27 protein-coding genes are annotated in these 26317 nt (G+C 60.5%); 10 read left to right on the top strand and 17 right to left on the bottom strand.

The genetic code is table 11. From position 1 onward, the window contains the following. Window positions 1–78: 78 nt before the first annotated feature. The 4 genes from Tel_14885 to Tel_14870 all read left to right on the top strand — a co-directional run bounded on the left by Tel_14885 (window position 79) and on the right by Tel_14870 (window position 5191). Window positions 79–1119, top strand: coding sequence for a hypothetical protein (locus tag Tel_14885; protein ALP54326.1), 1041 nt, complete (start codon window positions 79–81; stop codon window positions 1117–1119). Between the two features lie 21 nt (window positions 1120–1140). Continuing rightward, the gene (locus Tel_14880) at window positions 1141–2298 is read left to right on the top strand and encodes a hypothetical protein (protein ID ALP54325.1); all 1158 of its coding nucleotides are present in this window, start codon (window positions 1141–1143) and stop codon (window positions 2296–2298) included. Further along, entirely contained in the window at window positions 2295–2771 is a 477-nt protein-coding gene (locus Tel_14875; GenBank protein ALP54324.1) for a hypothetical protein, read from the top strand. Before Tel_14880 ends, Tel_14875 begins: the two co-directional genes overlap by 4 nt. Window positions 2772–2887: 116 nt before the next feature. Beyond that, the gene (locus Tel_14870) at window positions 2888–5191 is read left to right on the top strand and encodes a DNA topoisomerase I (GenBank protein ID ALP54323.1); all 2304 of its coding nucleotides are present in this window, start codon (window positions 2888–2890) and stop codon (window positions 5189–5191) included. A gap of 7 nt (window positions 5192–5198) precedes the next feature. On the opposite strand, the gene cysB is transcribed toward Tel_14870, so the two are convergent. Beyond that, the gene (gene cysB / locus Tel_14865) at window positions 5199–6146 is read right to left on the bottom strand and encodes a LysR family transcriptional regulator (protein ID ALP54322.1); all 948 of its coding nucleotides are present in this window, start codon (window positions 6144–6146) and stop codon (window positions 5199–5201) included. 134 nt (window positions 6147–6280) lie between these two features. On the opposite strand from cysB, the gene Tel_14860 reads away from it, so the two are divergent. Further along, on the top strand, window positions 6281–7060 hold the full coding sequence (locus Tel_14860) for a hypothetical protein (protein ID ALP54321.1): 780 nt from the start codon (window positions 6281–6283) through the stop codon (window positions 7058–7060). Here Tel_14860 and Tel_14855 read toward each other — a convergent pair. Beyond that, window positions 7057–7551 carry a hypothetical protein gene (locus tag Tel_14855; GenBank protein ALP54320.1) on the bottom strand — a complete coding sequence of 165 codons (495 nt, stop codon included), beginning with the start codon at window positions 7549–7551 and terminating at the stop codon, window positions 7057–7059. The genes Tel_14860 and Tel_14855 overlap by 4 nt on opposite strands. Before the next feature lie 145 nt (window positions 7552–7696). Here Tel_14855 and Tel_14850 point away from each other — a divergent pair, with 145 nt between their 5' ends. The 3 genes from Tel_14850 to uvrD all read left to right on the top strand — a co-directional run bounded on the left by Tel_14850 (window position 7697) and on the right by uvrD (window position 10973). Continuing rightward, window positions 7697–7918 (top strand): hypothetical protein, encoded by a 222-nt coding sequence (locus tag Tel_14850; GenBank protein ID ALP54319.1) that lies wholly within the window; start codon window positions 7697–7699, stop codon window positions 7916–7918. Between the two features lie 495 nt (window positions 7919–8413). After that, window positions 8414–8647, top strand: coding sequence for a hypothetical protein (locus Tel_14845; protein ALP54318.1), 234 nt, complete (start codon window positions 8414–8416; stop codon window positions 8645–8647). 154 nt (window positions 8648–8801) lie between these two features. Beyond that, complete coding sequence (gene uvrD, locus Tel_14840; protein ID ALP54317.1) at window positions 8802–10973, top strand: DNA helicase II; 2172 nt, start codon at window positions 8802–8804, stop codon at window positions 10971–10973. A gap of 9 nt (window positions 10974–10982) precedes the next feature. On the opposite strand, the gene Tel_14835 is transcribed toward uvrD, so the two are convergent. From Tel_14835 to Tel_14820, 4 genes are all read right to left on the bottom strand, one after another. Continuing rightward, a complete protein-coding gene (locus Tel_14835; GenBank protein ALP54316.1) occupies window positions 10983–12224 on the bottom strand; it encodes a hypothetical protein in 1242 nt (413 codons plus the stop codon). Window positions 12225–12246: 22 nt separating this feature from the next. After that, window positions 12247–14370, bottom strand: a complete 2124-nt coding sequence (locus Tel_14830) for a hypothetical protein (protein ID ALP54315.1) — start codon at window positions 14368–14370, stop codon at window positions 12247–12249. Window positions 14371–14398: 28 nt separating this feature from the next. Then, window positions 14399–14944, bottom strand: coding sequence for a hypothetical protein (locus Tel_14825; GenBank protein ALP54314.1), 546 nt, complete (start codon window positions 14942–14944; stop codon window positions 14399–14401). Between the two features lie 168 nt (window positions 14945–15112). After that, entirely contained in the window at window positions 15113–15496 is a 384-nt protein-coding gene (locus Tel_14820) for a hypothetical protein (protein ID ALP54313.1), read from the bottom strand. A 335-nt stretch (window positions 15497–15831) separates the two neighbouring features. Here Tel_14820 and Tel_14815 point away from each other — a divergent pair, with 335 nt between their 5' ends. Both Tel_14815 and Tel_14810 read left to right on the top strand, forming a co-directional pair. Continuing rightward, window positions 15832–16914, top strand: a complete 1083-nt coding sequence (locus Tel_14815; protein ALP54312.1) for an ABC transporter substrate-binding protein — start codon at window positions 15832–15834, stop codon at window positions 16912–16914. Window positions 16915–17142: 228 nt separating this feature from the next. Next, on the top strand, window positions 17143–17652 hold the full coding sequence (locus tag Tel_14810; GenBank protein ID ALP54311.1) for a hypothetical protein: 510 nt from the start codon (window positions 17143–17145) through the stop codon (window positions 17650–17652). On the opposite strand, the gene Tel_14805 is transcribed toward Tel_14810, so the two are convergent. From Tel_14805 to Tel_14755, 11 genes are all read right to left on the bottom strand, one after another. Continuing rightward, window positions 17646–18962 carry a C4-dicarboxylate ABC transporter gene (locus tag Tel_14805; protein ALP54891.1) on the bottom strand — a complete coding sequence of 439 codons (1317 nt, stop codon included), beginning with the start codon at window positions 18960–18962 and terminating at the stop codon, window positions 17646–17648. The genes Tel_14810 and Tel_14805 overlap by 7 nt on opposite strands. Window positions 18963–18967: 5 nt before the next feature. After that, complete coding sequence (locus Tel_14800; protein ALP54890.1) at window positions 18968–19516, bottom strand: C4-dicarboxylate ABC transporter permease; 549 nt, start codon at window positions 19514–19516, stop codon at window positions 18968–18970. 236 nt (window positions 19517–19752) lie between these two features. Beyond that, window positions 19753–20499: a hypothetical protein gene (locus Tel_14795; GenBank protein ID ALP54310.1), complete on the bottom strand. Its 747-nt coding sequence runs from the start codon at window positions 20497–20499 to the stop codon at window positions 19753–19755. After that, entirely contained in the window at window positions 20496–20990 is a 495-nt protein-coding gene (locus Tel_14790; GenBank protein ALP54309.1) for a hypothetical protein, read from the bottom strand. The genes Tel_14795 and Tel_14790 overlap by 4 nt, the downstream gene beginning before the upstream one ends. Beyond that, the gene (locus Tel_14785; GenBank protein ALP54308.1) at window positions 20987–22207 is read right to left on the bottom strand and encodes a hypothetical protein; all 1221 of its coding nucleotides are present in this window, start codon (window positions 22205–22207) and stop codon (window positions 20987–20989) included. Before Tel_14785 ends, Tel_14790 begins: the two co-directional genes overlap by 4 nt. Next, complete coding sequence (locus Tel_14780; GenBank protein ALP54307.1) at window positions 22207–23142, bottom strand: hypothetical protein; 936 nt, start codon at window positions 23140–23142, stop codon at window positions 22207–22209. Before Tel_14780 ends, Tel_14785 begins: the two co-directional genes overlap by 1 nt. Continuing rightward, a complete protein-coding gene (locus Tel_14775) occupies window positions 23142–23756 on the bottom strand; it encodes a hypothetical protein (protein ID ALP54306.1) in 615 nt (204 codons plus the stop codon). Before Tel_14775 ends, Tel_14780 begins: the two co-directional genes overlap by 1 nt. After that, on the bottom strand, window positions 23753–24118 hold the full coding sequence (locus tag Tel_14770) for a hypothetical protein (GenBank protein ALP54305.1): 366 nt from the start codon (window positions 24116–24118) through the stop codon (window positions 23753–23755). The genes Tel_14775 and Tel_14770 overlap by 4 nt, the downstream gene beginning before the upstream one ends. Next, window positions 24115–24636: a hypothetical protein gene (locus tag Tel_14765; GenBank protein ALP54304.1), complete on the bottom strand. Its 522-nt coding sequence runs from the start codon at window positions 24634–24636 to the stop codon at window positions 24115–24117. Before Tel_14765 ends, Tel_14770 begins: the two co-directional genes overlap by 4 nt. A gap of 6 nt (window positions 24637–24642) precedes the next feature. Next, entirely contained in the window at window positions 24643–25077 is a 435-nt protein-coding gene (locus tag Tel_14760) for a type II secretion system protein GspG (GenBank protein ALP54303.1), read from the bottom strand. Window positions 25078–25085: 8 nt separating this feature from the next. Further along, entirely contained in the window at window positions 25086–26303 is a 1218-nt protein-coding gene (locus Tel_14755) for a type II secretion system protein GspF (GenBank protein ALP54302.1), read from the bottom strand. Window positions 26304–26317 lie beyond the last annotated feature (14 nt).

Raw genomic sequence — 26317 nt, 5'->3', positions numbered from 1 at the left:
TTTTTCCGGTTTGGTTCGCCCGGACCTTGTTATTCGCTACACTCGATGTAATTTGGAATGCTATTTAAGGAAGCCCCTATGTCAATCAGGAATGCACTGCTCGCCCTCATCGCCAGCCTCTGCCTGAACACGGCCGTGTTCGCCGACACCCTGGCGCTCAATCCGGACCATCCGCAACGTTATGTGGTGGTCAAGGGCGACACACTCTGGGATATCTCCTCCAAATTCCTGCGCGACCCCTGGCGCTGGCCCGAAATCTGGCATATCAATCCGGAAATCAAAAATCCGCACCTGATCTATCCCGGTGATGTCATCAGCCTGGTATTTCGCGACGGCAAACCGGTACTGGAGCTGACCCGCGGCCGCCCCACCATTAAACTATCGCCCACCGCGCGTACCAGCCGCTTGGAAAGCGCCATCACCACCATTCCGTCCAGCGCCGTGGCCCAGTTTCTGAAACGGCCGCGCATTCTCACCCAGGCGGAGATCAATCAGGCCGGCTACATCAGCTACGCCGAAGAGGATCACCTGATCAGCGGCGAAGGCGGCAAGATCTATGTCGCCGACCTGCAGCAGGACGACAGCAAGGATTACAGCATCTACCGCATTGGCAATGTCTATCGCAACCCGGATGACAAGAATGACATCCTCGGCTACGAGGCCATCCACGTCTCCGATGCCCGTTTGATCCGCGAGGGCGAGCCCGCCACCCTGCGCATCGTCGAGAGTTATCGTGAGACCCTGCTGGGCGACAAGGTCATGGCCTCCGACGAAGAGGCCATCGACAACAGTTTCACGCCCCATGCGCCGGGCAATCTGAGCAACGGCCGCATCATCTCCATCTTCGATGGCATGTCGCGCGCCGGCCAATACCAGACGGTGGTGCTCAACCTGGGCAAGATGGACGGCATGGAGCTGGGCCATGTGCTGGCGGTGCGCAAGAAAGGGATCAAGGTAACCGACGAACAATCGGAAGACTTCTTCAAACCCCAGGTCCAGCTGCCCGACGAACGCTCCGGCCTGCTGATGGTGGTGAATGTCTTCGACCGGGTCAGTTACGCCCTGGTGATGAGCGCGGTGAAGGACATTCGCATCGGCGATCCCGTTACCAAACCCTAGCTAAAGTGGTAGTCTGATGGCATGGATGCCATCAGCGCCGATCCGGTCAATGCCGACGAGCCCGGCCGGGGGCGATCTCAAGACAAAACCCTCGCCGCCTGGCTGGCCCTGCTCCATTGCCCCGGCATCGGCCCGCGGCGCTACCAAATTCTATTAGATTACTACCAACACCCCGAACACCTGCTGGACGCCGGCGCCGGCGAGATCAACCGCCTGGAGTTGCCGCGCGAAAGCAAGGACTGGCTCAAACAGCCGGACTGGGAGCGGGTGGCGGCCGATCTGGACTGGCACCGTCAGAGTCCTGATCACCATATCCTCACCCTGCATGACCCCGGCTACCCCGAGCGCCTGAAACAGATCGACAGCGCCCCGCCGCTGCTGTTCGTCAAGGGCCGGGTGGAATTGCTGGCGACGCCCCAGCTGGGCATCGTCGGCAGCCGCAATCCCAGCGCCGGTGGCCGCGACAACGCCTTCAATTTCGCCCAAAGCCTGAGCCATGCCGGCCTGACCGTCACCAGCGGTCTGGCGCTGGGCATCGACGCCGCGGCCCACGAGGGCGCCCTGGCGGGCAGCGGCCGAACGCTCGCCGTCGCCGGCACCGGGCTGGATCGGGTCTACCCCGCCCGACATCGCAAACTGGCCCACGACATCGCCGCGCACGGCGCGCTGGTGTCCGAATTCCCCCTCGGCAGCCTGCCCATGGCCGATCACTTTCCGCGCCGCAACCGCATCATCAGCGGCCTGAGCCTGGGAATTCTGGTCGTGGAAGCTGCGCCCAAGAGCGGCTCCCTGATCACCGCCCGCCTGGCCAGCGAGCAGGGCCGCGAGGTATTCGCCATCCCCGGTTCCATCCACAATCCGCTGGCGCGTGGTTGCCACAACCTGATCCGTCAGGGCGCCAAGCTGGTGGAAACTATCGACGACATCATCACCGAACTGGGCCTGCCGAACCCCGCGACGGCGCCGCAGTCTAATCTTGCACAGCGTCCCGAGCTTGACCCCAGCGCCTTGAAACTCCTGGAATTAATGGGCCACGACCCGGTCAGCATGGACACCCTGATAGAGCGTAGCGGGCTGCCCGCCGAGGCGGTCGCCTCGATTCTGCTGGTATTGGAATTACAGGGGATGGTATCCTGCCCCGCAGGTGGACTCTATATAAAGGCATACGATCACCCATGAAAGAAAACGTACTCGACATCCTGATGTACCTGTTTGAACACTGCCTCGACAGTGACAACGGGGCGATGCCGGACGAAAAGGCCCTGCGCGACCATCTGGACAGCGCCGGCTTTCACAATCAGGAAGTGGACAAGGCCTTCAATTGGCTGGAAGACCTGAGCAATGCCCGCGAAAGCGGCTTCAGCAGGCCGGTGTCAGGCCGCTCGATCCGCGTCTACGGCAGTCAGGAAGTCGCCAAGATGGATGCCGAGTGCCGCGGTTTCATCATGTTTTTGGAGCAGGCCGGCGTGCTCGATCCGGAGGCCCGGGAGCTGGTCATCGACCGCGCCATGGCCCTGGAGACCGAGGAGATCGACCTGCCGCAACTGAAGTGGGTGATCCTGATGGTCCTGTTCAACCAGCCCGGCCACGAAGCGGCCTATGCCTGGATGGAGGATCTGATCTTCGACGAGATCTCCGACCACCTCCACTAGCACCGACAATCCATCGAATTCTGACAGCCGTCTCGACATCCGTCGCAACCCCCTAAACTCTGTGTTGTTTCGACCGCTACCCCAACAACGATCAGACCAATAAGTCATTTGGATACATGAGCACAAATTTAGTCATCGTAGAGTCGCCGGCCAAGGCCAAGACCATCAAGAAATACCTCGGTAAGGACTACGAGGTGATGGCCTCCTATGGCCACGTGCGCGATCTGTTGCCCAAGGAAGGGGCCGTCGATCCGGCCAATGACTTCGCCATGAAATACCAGACCATCGAGAAGAATCAAAAGCACATCGACGCCATCGCCAAGGCCATGAGGAAGGCCGACGCCCTGTACCTGGCCACTGACCCGGATCGCGAGGGCGAAGCCATCTCCTGGCACATTTGCGAATACCTGAAACAGAAAAAGCTGCTCAAGGACAAAGCGGTCCACCGGGTGGTGTTCCACGAGATCACCAAACGCGCCATCCAGGAGGCCATGGAGCACCCCCGCGGCCTGGCCGAGGATCTGGTCAACGCCCAGCAGGCGCGCCGCGCCCTGGACTACTTGGTGGGCTTTAACCTGTCGCCGCTGCTGTGGAAGAAGATTCGCCGCGGCCTCTCCGCCGGCCGGGTACAAAGCCCCGCCCTGCGCATGATCGTGGAGCGCGAGCAGGAGATTGAAAAATTCCAGCCGCAGGAATACTGGACCATCGAGGCCGATCTGAAAAAGGAGCGCAGCACCCAGTTCAGCGGCAAACTGACCCAATTCCAGGGCGACAAGCTGACCCAGTTCAGCATTGATAACGAACGCCAGGCTCACAGCACCGAACAGACCCTGAGCCAGGCCGCCAATGGCCAGCTCAAGGTGATCAAGGTGGATAAGCGCAAGCGCAAGCGCAATCCGGCGCCGCCCTTCATCACCTCCACCCTGCAGCAGGAGGCCTCGCGCAAGCTCGGTTTCACCGCCCAGCGCACCATGCGCACCGCCCAGCAGCTGTACGAAGGGATCGACACCGGCAGCGGCGCCATCGGCCTGATTACCTACATGCGTACCGACTCAGTCAATCTGGCGCAAGAGGCGCTGGACGAAATGCGCGCCTTTATCGAACAGCGTTACGGCAAGGACAACCTGCCGGACTCGCCCAATATCTACAAGACCAAATCCAAGAACGCCCAAGAGGCGCATGAGGCGATCCGCCCCACCTCCGTCGCCACCGAACCGGGCGCGATCAAACAACACCTGAGCAAGGATCAGTTCAAGCTCTACGAGCTGATCTGGAAGCGCACCGTGGCCTGTCAGATGATCCACGCCACCATCAACACCATGGCGGTGGACCTGGCCGCCGGCAGTGAGGACAACCTGTTCCGCGCCAACGGCTCCTCCATCCATACCCCCGGCTTCATCGCCGTCTATCAGGAGGACGTGGACGACGCCAAGGCCAGTGATGACGAAAAAATGCTGCCGCCGCTGGAAGAAGGCGATGAAATCAAACTGCTGCAGATCCGCACCGAGCAGCACTTTACCGAACCGCCGCCGCGCTTCAGCGAAGCCAGCCTGGTGAAGACCTTGGAGGAGCACGGCATCGGCCGGCCGTCGACCTATGCCTCCATCATCTCCACCTTGCAGGCACGCGAGTATGTCAATCTGGAGAAAAAGCGCTTCCGCCCCACCGACGTGGGTCGCATCGTTAACAAATTCCTGACCGAGTATTTCTCCCAGTATGTAGACTATGAATTCACCGCCAAGCTGGAGGACGAGCTGGACGCCATCTCCCGCGGCGAAGAGGACTGGCTGCCCCTGTTGAGCTCGTTCTGGTCGCCCTTCAAACACCAGATCGATGAGACCGAGGCCAATGTCAGCCGCCAGGACGTGACCCACGAGGCCATGGACGAGGACTGCCCCAAGTGCGGCAAACCGCTCTCCATCCGCCTGGGTCGGCGCGGGCGTTTCATTGGCTGCACCGGATTTCCCGAGTGCGACTACACCCGCAGCCTGGACGAGGATGCGGAGTCGGCGGCGGAACCGGAAGTGGTGGAAGGTCGCAGCTGTCCCAAATGCGGCTCCGAACTGATTATCCGCACCGGGCGCTACGGCAAGTTCATCGGCTGCTCGGCCTATCCCGACTGCAAACACATCGAACCGCTGGAAAAGCCCAAGGACACCGGGGTGGAATGCCCGGAGTGCAAACAAGGCAGCATGGTGTCGCGCAAATCGCGCTACGGCAAACTGTTCTACTCCTGTTCGCGCTATCCGGACTGCAAATACGCGGTCTGGAACGAGCCCATTGCCGAGCCCTGTCCCAATTGCGACTGGCCCATCCTGACCCTCAAGACCACCAAACGGCGCGGCACGGAAAAGGTCTGTCCGCAGAAGGAGTGCGGTTATTCGGAACCGGTCGAAAGTGACCAGGACGAGGCCTCCTGAAGGCTTGTCACCCGTCCGCCTCACGGCCCTTGGCGCGACCGACCATGGCCTCGTCGATGACCGCGCGCGTCAGATGAGAGGCGAACATCTCTATAAAATCATACACATAGCGTCGTAAAAACGCGCCGCGGCGGATGCCGACGCGAGTCGTGCTAGGCTCGAATAAATGCGCCGCGTCGACGGCGCGCAGGTTGATGTCACGCGCCGGATTAAACGCCATCTTGGCCAACACGCCCACTCCCAGGCCGAGCTCCACATAGGTCTTGATGACGTCCGAGTCGATGGCGGTGAGCACAACGTTGGGTTCCAGCCCGGCCGCGTCGAAGGCCTTGTTGATCTTGGTGCGGCCGGCCACGGCGAAGTCATAGGTAATGATGGGATAGCGCGCCAAGGCCGCCAAGCTCAGCGGCGCCTCATCCAGTAGCGGGTGGCCCGGCGGACACACCACGCAACGATTCCATTCATAGCAGGGCATCATCACCAAGTCCGGATAATCGGATATGGCCTCGGTGGCGATGGCGATGTCCACCTCCCCTCTGGCGGCCTGGTCCGCCGCCTGACTGGGACTGCCTTGATGCAGCTCCAGGCGCACGTCGGGGTATTTTTGCTTAAATATTGTGACGACCGGCGGCAGGGCGTAACGCGCCTGAGTGTGGGTGGTGGCGATGGCGAGGCGGCCGCTGGCCTCGTCGGAATATTCCCCACTCACCTTCTTGATGTTGTCGACCTCCTGCAGCACCCGTTCAACGATATCTAGGATCTGGCGCCCCGGCTCGGTAATCCCCACCAGACGCTTGCCGTTGCGCTCGAAGATCTGCACGTTCAGCTCGTCCTCCAGCAAACGGATCTGACTACTGACACCGGGTTGAGCCGTGTGCAGGGCATCGGCGGCGGCCGAGACGTTCAGACCGCGGCGCGCCACTTCACGAATATAGTTGAGTTGTTGTAGCTTCATGAGCGCCAATTCATATCGATTTAATGAATAATACTAGAACACCATATTATTATTCGCAATAAAGACAGATTGATATATTGCCCTCTCGGGCCGACGTCGCGGGCCTTAATCAATATTGGCACAGATGTAAACAAATGGAATGGGGATACACAATTGCCGGCTTTCTAGTGGGCCTGCTGGTGGGGCTGACCGGCGTCGGTGGCGGTTCGCTGATGACGCCCCTGCTCATCTTCGCCTTCCATGTTAACCCCGCCATCGCCGTCGGCACCGACCTGCTGTTCGCCGCCGCCACCAAGGCCGGCGGCATTTGGAGCCACAGCCGCAAACGCCAAATCGATTGGCACATCGTCGCTCTGATGGCCCTCGGCAGCCTCCCGACCGCGCTGTTAAGCCTTTGGTTGGTAAAGGGATTGTTGGACCAGAACGGGCACCTGGACGCCCTCATCACCATCACACTCGGGGTCGCCCTGATCCTCACCGCCGCCGCCATCGTGCTGCGGCGCCAGATGCACCGCTGCGCCGCGCGGGTGAAACGGCGCTTTCCGCGCTGGCACCGCCAGCGGCCCTATGCCACGGTGGCCGGTGGAGTATTGCTCGGCCTGCTGGTGCCGATTACCTCGGTGGGGGCCGGCGCCTTGGGGGCCGCCATGCTGATGTTCTTGTATCCATCCCTGCCCACCAAGCGTATCGTCGGCACCGACATCGCCCATGCCGTGCCACTCACCCTGCTCGCCGGGCTGGGTCATCTGCACCTGGGTACGGTGGACCCGGGACTGCTGCTGGTGCTATTGCTGGGCTCCCTGCCCGGCATCTACCTGGGCAGCCACTTGAGCAGCGTCTTTCCAGAACGCATCATGCGGCCGTTGCTGGCCACCCTGTTGCTGCTTATCGGAATGAAATTCGTTCTGCATTAACGCAGCGAGCCGAGCTGCTGTTCCAACTCGGCGATACGCTGTTCCAGGCGTTGGATTTCCTGTTTTTGGCGCTCGATGCGATTGAAATAACTGGGCAGCAGGCGTGTGCCTCCGCCGACCAGGCCGCGGCGCTCGTCGGGCTTGGGTTCCTTACCCTGCTCCAGCGCCCGACGCGCCTGTTCCAGCTTCTCGCGAGTCTGCTCCAACTCCTGCTGCAGCGCTTGGCGCGTTTCCTGCCGCAGTTCGATGGCTTCACCGATCTGGTCCGACTTGCGCAGCAGCTGGCGCCGTTCCTGCGGGGGCGTTTCCAAGGTTGTACCGGACAACTCGGGCAAGTTGATTTCCTCTACCTCCCGTCCCGGCGGCGGCGTATCGGAAAAGATCACGGTGCCCTCCTCGTTACGCCATTTATAGACTTTTTCCGCCGCCACGGCCTGGGCACAACACAAAACGGCCAGCGACAAGAGCATGAGTTTCGGCACGGGAATCATGTTCATGATTCTAGCACCCCTGCTCGGCGGCAACAGCATTGGCCCCGTCGCCAAGCTTCACGCCGGCCGGTGTCGAGCCAGCAAGCCACTGATTAACCAAGTAAAATGCTCAAAAATACAAATAAAAATTGTGTTGCTATACTGATTGATCACGGGCATTCGCGGAGGGGCCACCATGTTATCCGACAAGCCGACAACGGCACGCAACAGCAAGTTTACCTGGCGCGAAATCCGCCGCTTGATTGAGGAAGCAGGCGTTAAGGATGAGGACGAAATCGATTGTATCGAGATCTCGTGGGGCACCGCGGACCAGGTGAAACTCAACAAGGATGATGACTTCGGCTGGCAGATTCGCCAGAGCTGCTGACGTCCCCTATTGATCCGTCCGGGGCACAAGCGGTGTCACCCGCAATGCTTACCTGAGCTTGAAACTCGGATTTATTGTTCTACTCTTTATCCTGCGATCACCTGAAGCAACGGTGGCGCGATCTATTGAGCAGTTAACCCAATAGTTGCATTAATAGATTCGGGAGAGCCCATCATGAGCACCAAACTGGACAAGAAAAAGGAACTGTATCCAATCAAGGACGTCGCTTTCGTCATCTGTGGAATTCCGGTTGTCGCAACCTTTGCCGTTTTTTGCGCCAATTTTGTTACCTCGTACGCCGGCATCCCTTAGGACACCCTTAACACGCGCCAAACTAGACCGCCCCGGCTGGGGCGGTTGCGTTTATAAGACAGTAATAATTTTGTAATAATACTAAAGTCGCGCCTTGGGATCCCGATATATTGTATGAGTGCGATAAGCACAACACAATATATTGAGTCAATCGCTTCACACAGCGAGCCAGGAGGTGCCACCATGCTGAGTTTTATCTTTCGCCTTGCCGTCAAATTTGAACGTCAACACGGCTACTGGCCCAACATGCTCTACCTCAATCCGGAGCAATTCCGCCACTGGCAGGGCGAATTCAGCCGGGTGGAGGATTTCGACCAAATCACCCGCCGCTTACGCATGGAAATCGTGATCTCGGCAGACGCCCTCCATCCCCACGTGGCCTGGCTGCCCAATCGCACTCACGCCATCGCCAGCTGAGCACGGCCTTCGTTTCACCATTGATCGCCCAGCGGCCGCTGGGCGATTGCTACGGCGCATTCCGGTTCTATTTTAAATCAATAACTTAACGTCATACATTGGGTAACCGCGTCATCCCCCCGGCGGCGGCTGAATTTGCTAAAATCCCTGCACCATGGATGTTACCCACATTATCGATCCCCTCAACGATCCGCAGCGCGATGCCGTCACGGCCCCCCAGGGGCAGCAATTGGTCCTGGCCGGCGCCGGCAGCGGCAAGACCCGGGTACTGGTGCACCGTATCGCCTGGATCATGGCGGTGGAGCACGTCTCGCCCTATAACATCCTGGCGGTAACCTTCACCAACAAGGCCGCCGCCGAGATGAAGCACCGCATCGAGGCGTTACTCGGCCAGCCCGTCGGCGGCATGTGGGTAGGCACTTTCCACAGCCTGGCGCACCGTTTTCTGCGCGCCCACTGGCAGGACGCCGGTCTGCCCCAGGCGTTCCAGATCCTGGATTCCGATGACCAGTACCGTCTGATCCGCCGCCTGCTCAAGACTCTGGAGCTGGACGAGGCCAAATGGCCGCCGCGCCAGGTGCAGTGGTTCATCAACACGCGCAAGGATGAAGGCCAACGTCCGGCACATGTAGACCACTACGGCGATCCCTACAGCAAACAGATGCTGCGCATCTATCAGGCCTATGAGGATCACTGTAATAAGGCCGGACTGGTGGATTTCGCCGAACTCCTGCTGCGCGCCCACGAGCTGCTGCGCGACCGCGCCGATATCCTGCATCATTACCGGGAACGGTTTCGCTTCGTGCTGGTGGATGAGTTCCAGGACACCAACACCATCCAGTACGCCTGGCTCAGGCTGCTGGCCGGGGAGGGCGGCAACCTGTTCATCGTCGGTGACGACGACCAATCCATCTACGGCTGGCGCGGCGCCAAGATCGAAAACATCCACCGTTTCAGCCAGGACTATCCCGGCGCACAGACCATTCGCCTGGAACAGAATTACCGCTCCACCGCCACCATCCTCAAGGCGGCGAATGCCCTGATCGATCACAATGCCGACCGGCTGGGAAAAGAATTATGGACCGACGGCGAGGAAGGCGAACCAATCCAGCTCTACACCGCCTTCAATGACCTGGACGAGGCGCGCTTCATCGTCGAACGCATTCAGCACTGGATTCACGACGGCCACGCCCGGCGCGAGGCGGCCATCCTGTATCGCTCCAACGCCCAGTCGCGCGTGCTCGAAGCCGAGCTGCTGCATCACGGCATTCCCTATCGCATCTACGGCGGCCAGCGCTTCTTCGAACGCCAGGAGATCAAGGACGCCATGGCCTATCTGCGCCTGATCGCCAACCGTCACGACGACGGCTCCTTCGAGCGCGTGGTCAATACGCCGACGCGCGGCATCGGCGAGCGCAGCATCAGCGCCGTGCGCGACCTGGCGCGTGAACGGGTCCTCAGTCTGTGGAGCGCGGCCGAGACCCTCGTCGCTGAAAAGCGCCTAGCGGCGCGCGCCAACAACGCCATCCAGGGGTTTTTAAACCTTATCGATGCCATCGCCGATGACTCTCAAGCCATGGAATTGGCCGAGCAGACCGACCACATGCTCAGCCGCAGCGGCCTGATCGAGCATTACCAAAAAGAGAAGGGCGAAAAGGGCCAGGCACGGGTAGAAAACCTTGAAGAACTGGTGAGTGCCGCGCGTGAATTTGAATACGACGAAGAGGGCGAGGAGGGCATGGACATGCTTACCGCCTTCCTTGCCCATGCCGCGCTTGAAGCCGGCGAGGGGCAGGGCGACCCCTGGGAGGATTGCGTCCAACTCATGACCCTGCACTCGGCCAAGGGCCTGGAATTTCCGTTGGTGTTTTTGTGCGGCATGGAGGAGGGACTGTTTCCCCATCAGATGTCCCTGGAGGAACCGGGCCGCCTGGAAGAGGAACGCCGCCTGTGCTACGTCGGCATCACGCGCGCACGGCTGGCGCTCTACATCACCCACGCCGAAGTGCGCCGCCTGCACGGCCAGGAGCATTACTCGCTACCCTCGCGTTTCGTCACCGAGATCCCGGACGAGTTCATCCACACCGTACGACCCAAGGCCCGCGCCCATCGCGCCACGGCATCCGGTTTCGACGACGATTTTGACTACAACCAGGACGCCCCGGACGGTTTTCATGTGGGACAACGGGTGTTTCATCAAAAGTTTGGCCAAGGCGTGTTGCTCAATTACGAAGGGCAGGGGAGCAGCGCGCGGGTGCAGGTGAACTTCGATGACGCCGGCAGCAAATGGTTGGTGATCGCCTACGCCAATTTACACCCCTGCTGACAGCTTAGATCAAAGGGCCTGCTTGGCCGCCGCCAGGCTTTGCTCGGTGTGCATCAACACCGTGGCGGCACACTCGGCCGAAACATTGAGTTTTCTGGCCGCCTCGGAATCCAGCGCCTCGCCGAAGCCCGCGCCATCGCCACCGAGGCCGATCTCTCGTACCATCAGATTGGCCAGATACACAATCAACAATTCGCATGACACCTGCTCGGAATTGAACGCCGCATGGTGATAACGGGCCACATCCTGGAACCCCGCATCGTAGTGCCAGCTCTTTAACAAGGCCGCGCCGAATTCACAATGAAGCTTGGTCAGAATATCGAGCACAGCATCCTCATCAAATCCCTCGCGCACCTTCGCCAGCTCCTGAATAATACTGATCAGCAGTAGTTTTCCGATATCGTGCAACAGCCCCATGATGAATAGCGTATCGATATCAGTGCACTTTAGCTCTTGGGCCAAGGCCTTGGCGCAATAGGCCGTCGCCAGAGAGTGCTCCCAGAGATCCTCCACAACACCTTTTAACAGCTTATTGTCCGCAACGAAGTCGGCCTTGTTCGCTGCGGCAAAGACATAATTCTTGGTCTGCTGCAGACCTAGCCGGGTGATGGCCTGCTCCACGGAGACACACTTGGAGGAACCCCGTACCAACGGGCTATTGGCGACGGTAATCAATTTTGCGGCGATGGCTGCATCCGACTCGATCACTTTCGCCAAGGCCTCGACGTCCACCTCCTCAGACTCAAACAAGGTATTCACCCGCGTTACCACGCCCGGCAACACAGGCAAGGCCACCTCGCCCTTCTTGAATTTGTCGACAATCAAATCCACCAAGCTGACTTCTTTGCTATTGTCGACAGCTGAGCGTCGTTTGTCGGGGGAGGTGCTATTCAACACCCCCTGTATCTTGGCAATAAATTCAGGCGTCTTAAACGGCTTGACGACATATTCATTGGCCCCGTCCTTAAGTGCCTCCATGACGCTATCGCGGTCGCCGCGGGCAGTGAGCATAACGAAGGGGACATTCATCGTGCGCTCATTCTCCTTAAGCTCTCTCAACACCTGATCGCCGTTTTTCTTCGGCATATTCCAGTCCGAGATAATCAAATCGTAGTCATTCGCGGCGGCCATCCTCACCGCCTCTTCACCGTTTTTGGCATGATCAGTGTTACACCCGGACAAGGACTTTTTCAGTATCGTCATCACCGCCCGGGCGATATGCACCTCGTCTTCGGCTATCAATATTTTCAAGGATTCACTCATTATGACCTACCTATATCACATACGCCTCAGGCAATCGCACCGGCAATTCGACATGAAAGCTTGTGCCTTCGTTTTCCACACTCTCGGCCCAGGCGCGGCCATGATACCTATCCACCACACAACTGGTAATGTACAAGCCGAGCCCGGTGCCTTTACCAAGGTTAGGCACACCATCATATTGCTCGAACGGCTCAAATACTTTCTTAAGCTGATCCTGTGGCATCCCCGGGCCGGTATCGGAGACAGTGAGCGAGATCCTGTCGCCGTCGACTGTCTCATTTAACTTAAGATCAACCTGCACACTGCCTTCATCGGTAAACTTCAAGGCGTTTGACAGCAGGTTGTAGACCACTTGAGCCAAACGATCACCGTCGATGACCGTCTCCAGTTTTTCCAAGTCACAGTTAAACCCAAACGCTATACCCTTCGACTCAAAGGAAACCTTGAACGGCCGAACACACTCATCGATTACCTCGACGACGTCCACCAAGGCATCGTTCCATTGCATCTTGCCCGCGGATATTTTTTGGAAGTCCAAGATATTGGTAATCAAACGACTTAGCCGGTCTGTCTCCGAGCTGATGATCGATAAATATTCAACTTGCGTTTCCTTATCGATATCGTCGATACCGTCGAGCATGATGTCGGTAAACAGCTTGACCCCGGTCAAGGGCGTTCTCAAATCATGCGAGACGATGGAGACGAACTCCGATTTCGCTTCGCTCAAACGGCGCAGTTCCTGATTCGCCTTTTCCAGATCCGCAGTACGTAGCGCAACCTTATCCTCCAGGCTGGAGGCCAAATTTAACAATTCGTAGTTCATGGCCTGAAGCTTTTGTTCCGCCTTCTTCAATTCGGTGACATTGCTCAGCGATCCGAGCATTTCCACTGGCACGCCGCGATCATAGCGGCTCACCTTGAGTTCATCATGTATCCAGATGGATTTGCCTTCCTTGGTCTTAATATGGTACTCACACGTCAACTGCCCTTGCTTGTAAAGCGTACTCAGTTCGCTGAAGAACGGCGCACCATCATCGACGCCCAAGCGCTTGACCCATAAGCGCCGGTCGCACAACAAGCCACTCACATCTTGGCCCAGTATCTTTTGGGCATTCTCGCTGATGTAGGTCACTTTAATTCCGTCATCCGACGGCACCGCGGAGTAAATCATGGCAGGGCTGTGATCCAACAAATACTGGAAGCGGGAGCGGGTTTCACGCAAATCGGCTTCGGTCTTGCGGTGTCCGTCGATCTCCCATTTCAAGAGAATATTGTTTTGCTCGAGCTCGATTTTATTTTCGAAATTCTTTTTCAGGCTGTCGCGGAATATGCCTACCCCATTGGCCAGGGCGACCAATTCCTTGCCGGTGGAAATCCTGGGGATATCCACATCCGTATCACCGCCTGAAAGCTCAGTCATAGTCTTGATCAAGGCGTCCAACTCACTACCCAAGGCGCCGGACAAATACAGGCCTGACAAAAACGTAATCATGATCGCGACAATCGCCACCGACATCATCACCTGTGAGGTCGCATCCATCAAGGCTTGCTGTTTATCAAAGTCGCTGGCAATAGTTTTGCCGACCGTACCAAGCCCTTCCTGAACAGCCAGGATCAACCGGTTGTATATGTCATCCGCCTTGAACAATTGCTCTTTGGCGCCGGCGCTGTTGACCGTCGACATCTCAATGGCCGTGATGGCCGTGTTCTTGTAGCTTGCGTAGCTTTCACTGATCTGTGAGAACTTCTGCCAAGCGGGCATCTTCTGCTCCATCCCGGGACCGGATGAAAGCTCATGCGCTTCGGCCAGATGTCTTTCAAGGGCGACAAGCCCCTCGAGAACGGGTTTGCCATACTCATAAATACGCTCTTCATCCGCACCGTCCTGAGCCATCAATAGGATGTCGTAGATTTTCGAGTGAAAGCGCGATATATCGACCGAGAACTCGGTCAGTCCGGAGATGATCACCAGATCATTCTTCTGCATCGCTTCGCGGTGTTCGGTGAGCGTCGACATCTCCTGCATGAACACAGCCGACAGCACGATCAGCGCGATCAGCGCGGTCACGGGCGCCACCATAAACTTGGCGCGCAGGGAGGTCCCGTTCAGTACGCGTTTGGCGATCGGAAACAAATCACTTACCCCAAGGCCTTAGCCGGCATTATTCACCGGCAATCCCACCGAGCCAGTAACCTGGCCCTAGCATGCCCAAGTATTCGTAGCCGGTGTCTGCATCAGGATCTGGTTTGAACACCGCCATCGCTCCCTCGGGTTTGGGCCAGATACCGGTGGCCTCCTTCAGATTCGAGGTATGGGCGATCAGCACGGTATTGCTTCGCGGGCTGGGCGTCTCGCGCAACATTTTCCTTAAGGCATGCGCCAAACGGTCGGTTTCCTGTTTGCCCTTGGAGATGGAAAAGCTGAGATCCTCTGTGGTTTCGACGCGGCCGAATGCCATCATCGCGGTATCCTTGGCACGGCACCAGGGACTGGCCAGGATTTTACCCACGGGAATTCTCAGGCGCTTGAAACCCTCACCGATGGCCTCTGCCTGGCGCCTTCCCAACGCATCCAGATTGCGCTGGGTCGAGCAATCATCCAGCATGGAACGATCAAGGTCGAACTGATCATGATCGGTCGCCGCATGACGAAAGTAGATGACGTAGCCGCCCTGTTGAATCAATTTGATCAGCGCGCCAGGGGCCATCTCAGCGGCGTGTACTGCGCCGCAGCCTAGCACCAGCAGCAAGCATGCACATATTATTTTCACGCATCTCCCTTTATGGTGAACTGTGGTACACGCCGGGCGTTGACAGACGTGGTGTCACAAAAGCCAGACAGGACTGTCCTGTCGGCCAAGGACGTACCCGAGGGCTTACCTACAGCCCAACAGCTGCTTGATCTTCTTGACCAACTCGTCGCCATTGAATGGCTTGACGATGTAATCCACCGCACCGGACGTCTCGGCCGACTTGATACTGTCCACATCGTTGCGACCGGACAGCATCAAAAAGGGGATGTGTCGCGTGCGCGGATTGGCCTTCATGTCGCGCAACAGTTCGGCGCCGTTTTTCTTGGGCATGTTCCAATCCGAAATGACGATGTCTACATCCTCGTTCTGCAACATCTCCCAAGCCTGCTCACCGTCAACGGCGACCAACTCATTGCAGCTTAGCTTTTTGTTGATCACCACAGAGATGCCCTTGGCCAGGAACTGCTCGTCATCAACGATTAAGATATTTGGTTTACTGCTTGTCATTGCCCATGTCTCCAACTGTCACGCATCCATAGCCGCTGCCTGTCCACAGGGTGACCTCACCCTTTGGCAGCCGGCGCTCTTATAAGTATCGTCTTCAATCGGCCTGACTTGATATAGGCATCACAACACCGCCGGTGCGGCGCCGCCGAAGCCAGCGAGCGCGCCGCTATACATATGAGATTTACGAAAATACAAAGGCTAAGACCGGGCCGGACGCATGTTTGCGGCTCAACCATCCTTGGCAGCGGCGACGCCTCATTTGCGCCCTTGCGCGAAGCTGGGCTACCATCGCCCTGACTTCCCAGCAAAACATATAAAAGGGCGAACCCAAAATCATGAAACGCCGTGACTTTATCAAAAAGGCCGCCGGCGGCGCCTTGTTGGCTGCCGGCACAGCCGGCGCCGCCCCCGCGATCGCCGCACGCAAACGCTTTAACTGGAAACTGGTGACCACCTGGCCGCCCAATTTCCCCATCTTTCAGGAAGGGGTGGAAAAATTCGCCCGTGACCTGGAACTGATGAGCGATCGCCGCCTGCGCATCAGCGTCTACGCCGGCGGCGAACTGGTGCCGCCGTTGCAGACCTTCGACGCGGTATCCCAGGGCACGGTGCAGATGGGCCACGGCGCGGCCTATTACTGGGCCGGCAAGGTGCCGGCGGCGCAGTTCTTCACCGCCGTCCCTTTCGGTATGAACGCCCAGGGCATGAACGCCTGGCTCTACGACGGCGCCGGCTTGAAGCTGTGGCGTGACATCTACCGACCCTTCAATCTGATGCCGTTTCCCATGGGCAACACCGGGGTGCAGATGGGCGGCTGGTTTCGCAAACAGATCAATACCATGGACGACCTGAAGGGGCTCAAGATGCGCATCCCCGGCCTGGGCGGCAAGGTCATGGCCAAGGCCGGCGCCAATCCGGTACTGCTGCCCGGCGGCGAGATCTATACCGCCCTGGAGCGCGGCACCATCGACGCCACCGAGTGGGTCGGCCCTTATCACGATGAGCGCCTGGGTCTGTATCGCGCCGCCAAATACTACTACTACCCCGGCTGGCAGGAGCCCGGCCCGGTCTTGGAATTGACCTGCAATCTCAAGGCTTGGAATGAACTGCCGGAGGACTATCAGATCATGATCGAAACCGCCGCAGCCGCCGCCAATGCCTGGATGCTGGCCGAGTTCGAGGCCAAGAATCTGCGCGCCTTGCAAGAACTCAAAAATAAACACAAGGTCCAGGTGCTGGAATTCCCGCCCGAGGTGATCCGGGCGCTGAAACGCCTGGCCGGCGAGGCGCTGGAGGATGAGGCGAAGAAAGACCAACAGTTCCGCCAGGTCTATCAGGCCTATAAGGCCTTCAGCCAGAGCAACGGCGCCTGGAACGATATTTCGGAATCGGCCTACGCCCGTGCCTTGAAACTGTAAGGCCCCAAAGCGTCGCTGCGCTGGGCGCGCGGCGGCGCTGAGTTCCTTCCTGCAACCCGGATCGGCCGATGGGATCGAATCAGACCATCAGCTACATAGAAAATCTCTATTAAAGACTCGCTTGAGCACCCCGATATTGCTTTAAGAAATACACGTCCCCACCGGGTCCCCTATACCGATGACTATCAGCGCCCGGCAGCACGCAGTCCAAGCAGGAGAGATCGGCAGATGCAGTTTTTCGGCCCCCAGCGCCCGCAGCCGGGCACAATCCGTTTCAGCGCCACAATGTATCCGTTTCTGCTATTGCTCCTTCTGGCCGGCGGCGCCCAAGCCGCAGCGGGGGGCGGGGGCGGCGAGGCCAGCATTGCGGACGGCAAGACCAATTACTTCACTCTCGAGCCCGCCTTTGTGGTGAACATCATCGACGGCCAGGCCCTGCGCTTCATGCAGGTGGAGGTGGATGTGGTATCCATGGACAGCGCCGCCATCGAGGCCATCCAGGATCACCGCGCACCCATCCGTCACTCACTGCTGATGCTGTTCGCGCATCGCGATCTGTCCGAGGTCCTGGGCCTGCAGCAACGTAACGAACTACGTCAGCAAGCGCTGGAGCGAATCCGCGCGGCACTGCTGCAATACGCCGACATAAAATCAGACGCCAAGGCCAAAGACTCGGACGGCAATAAATACCCCACCGGCATTCAAGATGTGTTGTTCACCAGTTTTGTGATTCAGTAACCCTGCAGCTGGTTCATCAGATCCGGCAGCCAGCGCACCGATTCGGGAAACAGCAGCAACACCGCCAATACCGCAATCTGAATCAGCACGAAGGGGATCACGCCGCGGTAGATGTGCTGGATGCGCACCTCGGGCGGCGCCGCCGCCTTGAGATAAAACAGGGAAAAGCCGAAGGGTGGGGTCAAAAACGAGGTCTGCAGGTTCATGGCGATGAGCACCGCGAACCACAACAGGTCGATCCCCATCAGCTCGGCGATGGGTGCCAGGATCGGCACCACGATGAAGCAGATCTCGAGAAAGTCGAGGAAAAAGCCCAGCACGAAAATCACCAGCATGCTGACAGCGATAAAGCCCCACTCGCCGCCGGGCAGCGTTGTCATGAAATCCTCCACCACGAAATCACCGCCCATGGAGCGGAACACCAGCCCGAAGGCCGTGGCGCCGATCAGAATCAGGAACACCATGCTCGTCAGGCGCGCCGTCTGCTGCGCCGCCTGGCGCAGGTTTAGCAGACTCAGACGCTTGTGCAGAGCCGCCAGGATCATGGCGCCGAGCGCCCCCACCGCCGCCGATTCGGTGGGCGAGGCAATGCCGAAAAAGATCGAGCCCAGTACCGCGATCACCAGCACCAGCGGCGGCACCAGACTCTTCACCACCTTGCGTCCCAGCCCGGCGCCATCCGCCGCGCGCGCCACCGACGGCGCCAGCCTGGGACGCATAAAGGCGATCACCAGGATGTAAATCATAAAGGCGCCCACCAACAGCAGCCCCGGCACCACGGCGGCGGCAAACAGCTCGCCTACCGGCACGCCCATGACATCGCCCAGCAGGATCAAGATAATGCTGGGCGGGATGATCTGGCCCAGGGTGCCCGAGGCGGCGATGGTGCCCGAGGCCAGGCGCACGTCGTAGCCGCGCTTAAGCATGGCGGGCAGGGCGATGATGCCCATGGTCACCACGGTGGCACCCACCACCCCGGTGGTGGCCGCCAGCAGGGCGCCCACCGCCACGATGGACACCGCCAGCCCGCCGCGGATACGGCCGAATAGCTGGCCCATGGTCTCCAATAATTCCTCGGCCAGGCCCGAGCGTTCCAGCATCACCCCCATATAGACGAACAGGGGCACGGCCAGCAGGGTGAAATTGGTCATTACGCCCCAGACCCGCATGGGCAGCAACTGAAATTCCTGCCAACCGAGGAAATAGCCGCCGAAGCCCATCGCCACCGCCCCCAGGGTGAAGGCCACCGGAAAGCCGATCAGCAGCAGCACGACCGCCACCGCGAACATCACGATGGCCCAATATTCCATCGCCATCAGCGCGGCTCCGAATCAGGGTCGGGGGGCGCCGCCAAGGCCTGCAGACTGCGGATGGCGAGCGCCAACCCCTGCAAGCCGAGCAACACAAAACCGGTAGGGATCATGGCCTTGAGCAACCAGCGATAAGGCAGGCCGCCGGGATCGGGCGAAGCCTCGCCCCAGCCGTAGGACTGCTCCACAAACGGAACTGAGCTGAGCACCATCAAGACGCAAAACGGCAGCAACAGGAACAAACAGCCGAACAGATTCACCAGCGCCCGACGGCGCGGCGTCATCCAATTGGCCTGGTAGAGCACATCGACGCGCACATGCGCGTCGTGCTTGAGGGTATAGGCGGCGCCGAGCAGAAAAATCAGGGCGAACAGATGCCATTCCAACTCCTGCAGCGCCACCGAACCGGCCTGGAACAGATAGCGCATCGCCACGTCGTAACAAACCAGCAACACCAGCGCCACCACCAGCCAGGCAGTGAATCGACCGATCCATTCATTGAGGCAATCGATGGCGGCAGCCAATCTATCCAGGGTTTGCAGTAGGGGGTTCATGACGCCGGGCATTGTACCGGCTTGGGGTGGGCAGGGGAATTATTAAGGTCGCCCGCCTAGCCCGCATTTCTCACCACTCTCCTACTGCGAACGCCAATCCATCTAATTTGACGGGGCGTTCTCACTCCAGCCAGCTTGACGTAGTGTCGACTACGCCTGCACCGTCTTCCGCTCCGAGCACCCCGTCAAATCAGCGCCTTGGCGCTCTCGCAACGAACAGTGGTGAGAAATGCGGGCTAGAGCCTGCCGGCATAGCGCAACGCCACCCGGCCATCGGCGCCGGGCCGCCCCAGGGCGCGCACGCCCTGCACCAGCATCTGCTGCTGCGGGTCGCGTACCGCCACGGCGCCGTTAAAGTTGTAGGCCCCGGCCGGGCTCAACAGCGCCGTGCCGTCGAGCTGCAGCGGACCGCCGTCATCCTTGATCTGGGCCTGGATGCCCTGTGCGGTGGTGTTCAGCCGGGCCACGTACTCCCCCAGCGGCTGCAGCAGCGGGGCGGTGATGGCGGCACGCTGCCAGCGCAGCACGCCCTCGGCGGACTGGATTGTCCGGCCCTGGAGTACGGCGCTTTGCAATTGCAGGTCGAACTGCCCGCCGAGCCCCACCGGAACATTGAACAGGCGGGCGACCTCTGGCGCGGCCAGGCGCAGGTCCACATCATGGAGACGCACGCCGCCGTCCGGTTGCAGTGCGATGCCGGCGTGTCCGGACAGGTCGGCATCGTCCAGTTGCAGGTCGATTTCCAGCTCGCCCAGCAGCACGCGCCAGGGTTTGACCCGCCACTCGACCCGCTTCAGATTCTGCCCCGCGAGTTGCAGCACAGCCGCCTCGCCCGACCAGGCGCTGCCGCTCACACCCGCCGCGCGCACATTGGGCAGCTGTTGCTGCAACAGGGCGACGGCCTGAGTCGCGGGGAAGGTGGCCACCAGAAAGGCGGCATAGGCCAGCAGGCCCAGCATGATGTAGCCGACGACGCGCATCATACGCCCGGTGCCGCCAGGGTGATGCGGGCGTTGACCTGGCCGGGCAGGTCCTGACGATCGATGGTGATGGTGTCCACCACCAGACCGTTTTGCTGCTCCAGGCCGGTGAGCCAGGCCGCCATATCATCGAAGGCGACCTGCTCCAGCCACACCCGCACCGCTGCCTGGCCCTCGGGCTCCAGCCGTCTCAATCCCGGGCCCAGGCCGCTGCGCTTGGCGGTCTGATCCACCACCGCCAGCAAGGAGCGGCCGTCGCGTGGGCGCTCAGCGGGAGCGCTGCCGGAAGCGCTAAGCTGCTTCACCTCGGCGGCGGCCTGCTGCATCCAGCGTTTCACCGCCTGCTGTTCCCGCACCTGCTCTTCCAGGGCGGCGATATCGTCCTGCAGCGGCAGCCAAACGCCGAAATAGGGCACCACCAGGGCCAGCACCACGGCGCCGGCAATCATGATGCGCCGCTCGTTGGCCTGCAAACGCGCCCACCAGGCCTTCATGAGGCACCCTCCTTGATTTTCAGGCGCGCCTCAACCAGATTGTCGCGGGCGCTGGCGGATTGGATCTCCACCTCCAGCCCGGCCTCGTCCACCAGGCGCTGTTTCAATTGATCCAGCTGCTGCAGGTCGCCGATCAGCAGGGCCACATCGAGCTGGCCGCCTTTATAACTGAGGCGCTGCAGGGCGAGGCCGGCCGCGGCGTTGAACTGCCGCCCGGCCTGGGCCAACAGCTCGGCGAAACCGCCCCCCTCGGCTGAACCGCCGCCGCGCAGCGAGGCGAGGGCGCGTTCCATCTGTACCCGGGCGTTGACCACCTTGCGCGCCTCGGGAAAGGCCTGGCGATAGATCTGTTCGATCTCGGCATCCAGGGCCTGTTGTTGCGCTTCGAGTTGCTGCCGCTCCACCACGCCGGCTGCAAATTGGACCACGATAAAGCCCGCCAGCAACGCCGCCGCGGCGCGCCAGGGGCGCCAGTAGCGACTGACGCGCTCACGCCGGCTGTAGGGGCCCTGGAGCAGATTGATGGCCTGCTGCGCATCGAAACCACTGGCCAGCACCGCCACCGGCAGGCCGGCGGCGGGCTCTTCGAGCCGCTCTACCTCCAACGCGGGCTCCAACTCGGCCCCCAACTCAGACAGGGGTTCTGCGCTGTCGGAAAAGTCCTGGATGCGCAGGGCAGCGGGCTTAGGTTCGGCCTCCTTGAGCACGGCGGCCAACCAGAAGGCGGCGTTGTCAGCATCCATTACCATGCCGCTCTGGGGACCGCTGCGCAGCAGCAGCCGCTGCTTGAGTCGCAGCACATGCCAGGCATCGTCGTGCAGGGGCAGGGCCAGGACATCGGGGACCATGCGTTCGGCCTCGATACCGGCCTGATGCAACTCGCCCAGCCAGGCATCCATGCGTGCCCGGCTCACCACCGCCACCTGGACCCGATCGCCAGCGACCGCGCCGAGGGCGAAGTGCAGATCATCCACGTCTTCGACCAGCTGTTCCTCAAGGGCGTAGGGCACGGCCTGGGCCAGCAGGCGGCGGCTGTGGCCCGGCACTTCGGTCTGAGTGAGCAGTACCTCCTCGCCGGGCACCAGCACGATGACGCGCTCGCCGCCGCTGGGAATCTCGGCCAGGGGCGCCTGGCCCTTGGCCGCGATAGACCCGTCCGCCCCCAGCTTGACCCAGCTGCTGTGCTCGGCGGATTCGAGATAGATAAATAGGGCCATCAGTACGATCCCCGGCTGCGCATCAAGACCTCGACCTTGGCGCCATCGCGCCGCAGCAAGCTGTGCAGGCGGGCGCGGGTCTGGTCGAATTCGGCCACGGCGTCGACCCGGAAGTAACTGCTTTTAACATCGGCAATACTAATATCAACAGAATTACCAGTTCGATGGTTAAAATCCGCAATACTAGCAAACTCCTTACCCTCACGCTCTTCTACAATGCCCGCCCCGTCGGCAAGCGATACACTGCCTCTGCCTACCAACGCGGCCAGCACCTCGGCCGGCGCAGTATTAACGTTGATGGCGGTGTCGGCGACGGGCAGGGCGGTCACCAGGGGGATCAATTTCTGATAGGTCTCGTCATCCACGCCGCGAATCAGGCGCAGCTCGCTGGCGCTTTTCATGAGCGTGTTGGCGGCGCGATAGGGCGGATCCTGCAGCATGTAATAGTCATCCTCGGCGCCCAAGGGACCGAACTGAGGGGTGCTGTCGCTGTCGATCCAGTCCACCACTCCGTCGGCAAGGTCCTGATTCAGATCCAACAACTGTAACAGCCGTATGAACTGTTCCAGCCTCACCGTACTTACCCTACCGCCACTGTCCACCAGGGCATTGAGATTGAAGCGCCCCTGCATATCCTTCACCGAACCGCTGAGCGTGGCCCCCTCCACGGGAAATGAGGCGGGCTGGGCCCAGAACTCCCCCAGGTGATCCACATTGGGATCACCCTTATTGGGGTCTGCGTCAAACTGCAATACGTTGCGGGCGTAATCTTCCCCCCCCAGGGCGAACAGGTAGGCCTGGTCATTGCTGAAAATATTGGCCGAACGACGGATGTCCACCTGCTGACGCGCGGCCATGGCCACCGCCGCCGCGGTCACCAGGGCGACGATGAGCACGGCGGTGATCAGGGCGACGCCTTGCTGTTGTCGCCGCATCAGCCTGTAACCTCAAAGACGCGCCGCACCCGGCCCCAGTCTTCCAGGTCGATGGTGATTTCCAGCGCGCGCGGCATTTCAGGGTGACTAGGCGGGGAAGCAATGCTGCTAGCCGGCGGCCATTGGGGCTGCCACTCATGATTGTCATCCATAAAACGGATGTCCATCTGCTCCACCTCCTCCAACAACACCCCTTCATAGGGCGTCGTATCAACGGCGCGGTCCAGCACCGGCCACATCTGCCGCAGCAGGCGGTCTTCCGCCACCAGGTAAGCGATGCGCTGCAGGTGACTGCGCTGTTGCCCCATGGGATTGGCGCGCCCGCTGCGGCTGAATTCCAGGATCAGGCTGCCGTAGCCGCCCCCCCTGAGGGGTGGCTCCGGGTCGCCGTAGTTATTGCGCACCTCGCGCCCGATGGCCTGCTCGACATCGCGAGACATGATCAGCATGGCCTTTTGCAACCGGGCCAGGCGGTCGGCCTGGGCGTCGGCGTGCTGGCGGGTGTTGAGGGCGCTGTTGAGGCCGCCGTAGGCCATGGCCGACATGAGGGCGAAAATGCCGATGGCGATCACCAGTTCCAGCAGAGTAAAGCCCTGTTGCCGATTCACGCTCATGCCGGCTTGCCGATGTAGGCGATAAGGCTGGTCAGCGGGCGCTCCGGGTCATTCTCCGGCACCACGCGCACGTCGAGGCGGCGTACATCGCCGCCCTCCACCTCGGTGACCTTGATGACCCAACTGAATTCGCGCCCGGCCATGGATTCGTCGCCCTTGATCTCGCCGGCGCTGGGGTAACGGCCGCTGACGCGCAACTCGGTGAGGGCGTTCATGCCCACCCAGTGGGCCAGGCTGCGCTCCTTCAGATAACTGATATTGCCCACATGACTGCTGATGCCCTTGATGGCCGCTGCCAGGGCCACGGCCAGAATGGCCAGGGCGATGAGCACTTCCAGCAAGGTGAAACCACGTTGTTTCATGATTCCCGGGGGCCCTCCAATATCAAGCCGCCGAGCATATCGCCTGCCAATTCATAACTCGGACCGTCTACACGTTTTAGGGTGAGGGTAAACGGGGTCATCTCGCCGCTGGAGAGGATAAAAATGCGCGTGGCCTCGGTCTCGCCGAACTTGCCCGCTTCCGGCTGCTGGCCTTCGACGACGGCGTTAAGCTCGATCCCCGGCGGCAGTTCGCGCGGCCGGAAGACATCGTCCGCCAGCGTCTGCCATGTTTCGTCCTCGACGTTATATTGCACGAAGCGATAGGCCTCTTCATCCACCTCCAGGGCCAGTTCGCGGGCGTTGAGGATGGCATCCTGCGCCGCCAGCTCCAGCAACGCGCTGAGGCGCTGGGCCTCGTCGCGCAACACGCGCGTCTCGTTGCCGCCCACCGACAGGGTGGCCAGGCTGACGACGATGCCGATGATCAGCAATACCACCAGCAATTCGAGGATGGTGAAGCCCCGTTGCGCATCACACTGGCGGCGACCCGAGCTCATCAGGCCTTATTCGATGGTCCAGTTACCGACGTCGGCATTGGGCCCTTCACCGCCCTCGGCCTGGTCGGCGCCGTAGGTGAACACATCGATAGTGCCGTGGATGCCGGGGTTGAGATACTGGTAGTCATTGCCCCAGGGATCCTTGGGCAGGCGGTCCAGGTAGCCGCCTTCCTTCCAGGCCGGGGCATCGGCCGGCTTGTCCACCAGCGCCTCCAGCCCCTGGTCGGTGCTGGGATAGCTGTGGTTGTCGAGGCGGTAGAGCGCCAGGGCGCTCTCGATGGCACGAATATCAGATTTTGCCTTGGCGATGCGCGCGGCGTCGGGGCGGTCCATCAGGCGCGGCACGATGAAGGCCGCCAGGATGCCGAGGATGACCACCACCACCATCACCTCGATGAGGGTGAAGCCGCGCTGTTGCGGTTGCTTGCGTCTCTGTTTCATTAACGTTCCTATTTCACCAGTTGGTTGAGATCAAAAATCGGTAGCAGGATGGCCAGTACGATCACCAGCACTGTGCCCCCCATAAACAGAATCATAAAGGGCTCGAAGAGGCCCAGCAGTATCCCGAGCAGGGTCTCCATTTCACGCTCCTGGGCGGAGGCCGAGCGCTCCAGCATCTCGTCCAGATTACCACTGGCCTCACCACTGGCGATGAGATGGACGGTCATGGGCGGAAAATAGCCGCTGTGCTCCAGCGCCTTGTTGATGGCCGTGCCCTCGCGCACCCGCCGCGCCGCCTCTTCCACCGCGCTCTTCATGGGCAGGTTGGTGACCACCTCGGCGGAGATGCGCATGGCGTCCAGCACCGGCACGCCGCTGCTGGCCAGGATGCTGAAGGTGCGGGCGAAGCGGGCGGTGTTCATGCCGCGCACCAGGCGCGCGATCAGCGGTAGCCGCAGCAGCAGTTTATGGAACTGGCGCTTCGGTCCCTCGCGGCGCAGCAACCAGGCGCCGACCGCTATGGCAGTCACCAGGCTGCCAAGCAGCAGGAACCCGTTGTTCTGCAAAAAATCACTCAGGGCGATAAGACCGCGCGTGAGCAGGGGCAGTTCCTGGCCGATACCCTCAAACACCTCCACCACTTTGGGCACCACATAGGCCACCAGCCCCACCACCACCATCACCGCCACTGCGGCGATGAGTACCGGGTAGATCAGCGCCAGCTGGAATTTCTGGCGCAGGGCGTGACGCGTCTCGGTATAGTCGGCCAGGCGCTCCAACACGCCGTCCAGATGACCGGACTGCTCACCGGCATCGACGGTGGCGCGATAGAGATCGGAAAAGGCATGGGGGAAGTCGGCCAACGCCACGGCCAGGGGATGGCCTTCTTTCACCTTGGAGCGCACCGCCAGCAGCATATTGCTCAAACGCGGCTTTTCGGTCTGGCGCGACACCGCCTGCAAGGCCGTATCGATGGGGGTGCCGGCGCGTACCAGGGTGGCAAGCTGACGCGTAATCAGGGCCAGATCGGCGGGGTTGAGGCCGCGCCTGAGCAGGGTCAAGGACTGGCGCTGGCGGGTCTCACGCTGGCGCACCTCGTCCACGCCCAGGGGCATCCAACCCTTGTCGCGCAGTTGTTGGCGAATCTGGCGCGCGGTGTCGGCCTCAAGCACACCCTTGTGCTGCTTGCCGGCGGCGTCCAGGGCCTTGTATTCGAAGGCGGGCATTTAGTGTGTCCTTG

It is taken from the genome of Candidatus Tenderia electrophaga, assembly GCA_001447805.1.
Taxonomy (GTDB): Bacteria; Pseudomonadota; Gammaproteobacteria; order Tenderiales; family Tenderiaceae; genus Tenderia; species Tenderia electrophaga.
Note: the sequence above shows the minus strand (reverse complement) of the source record. Positions and strands in the feature narration are given on the sequence as shown.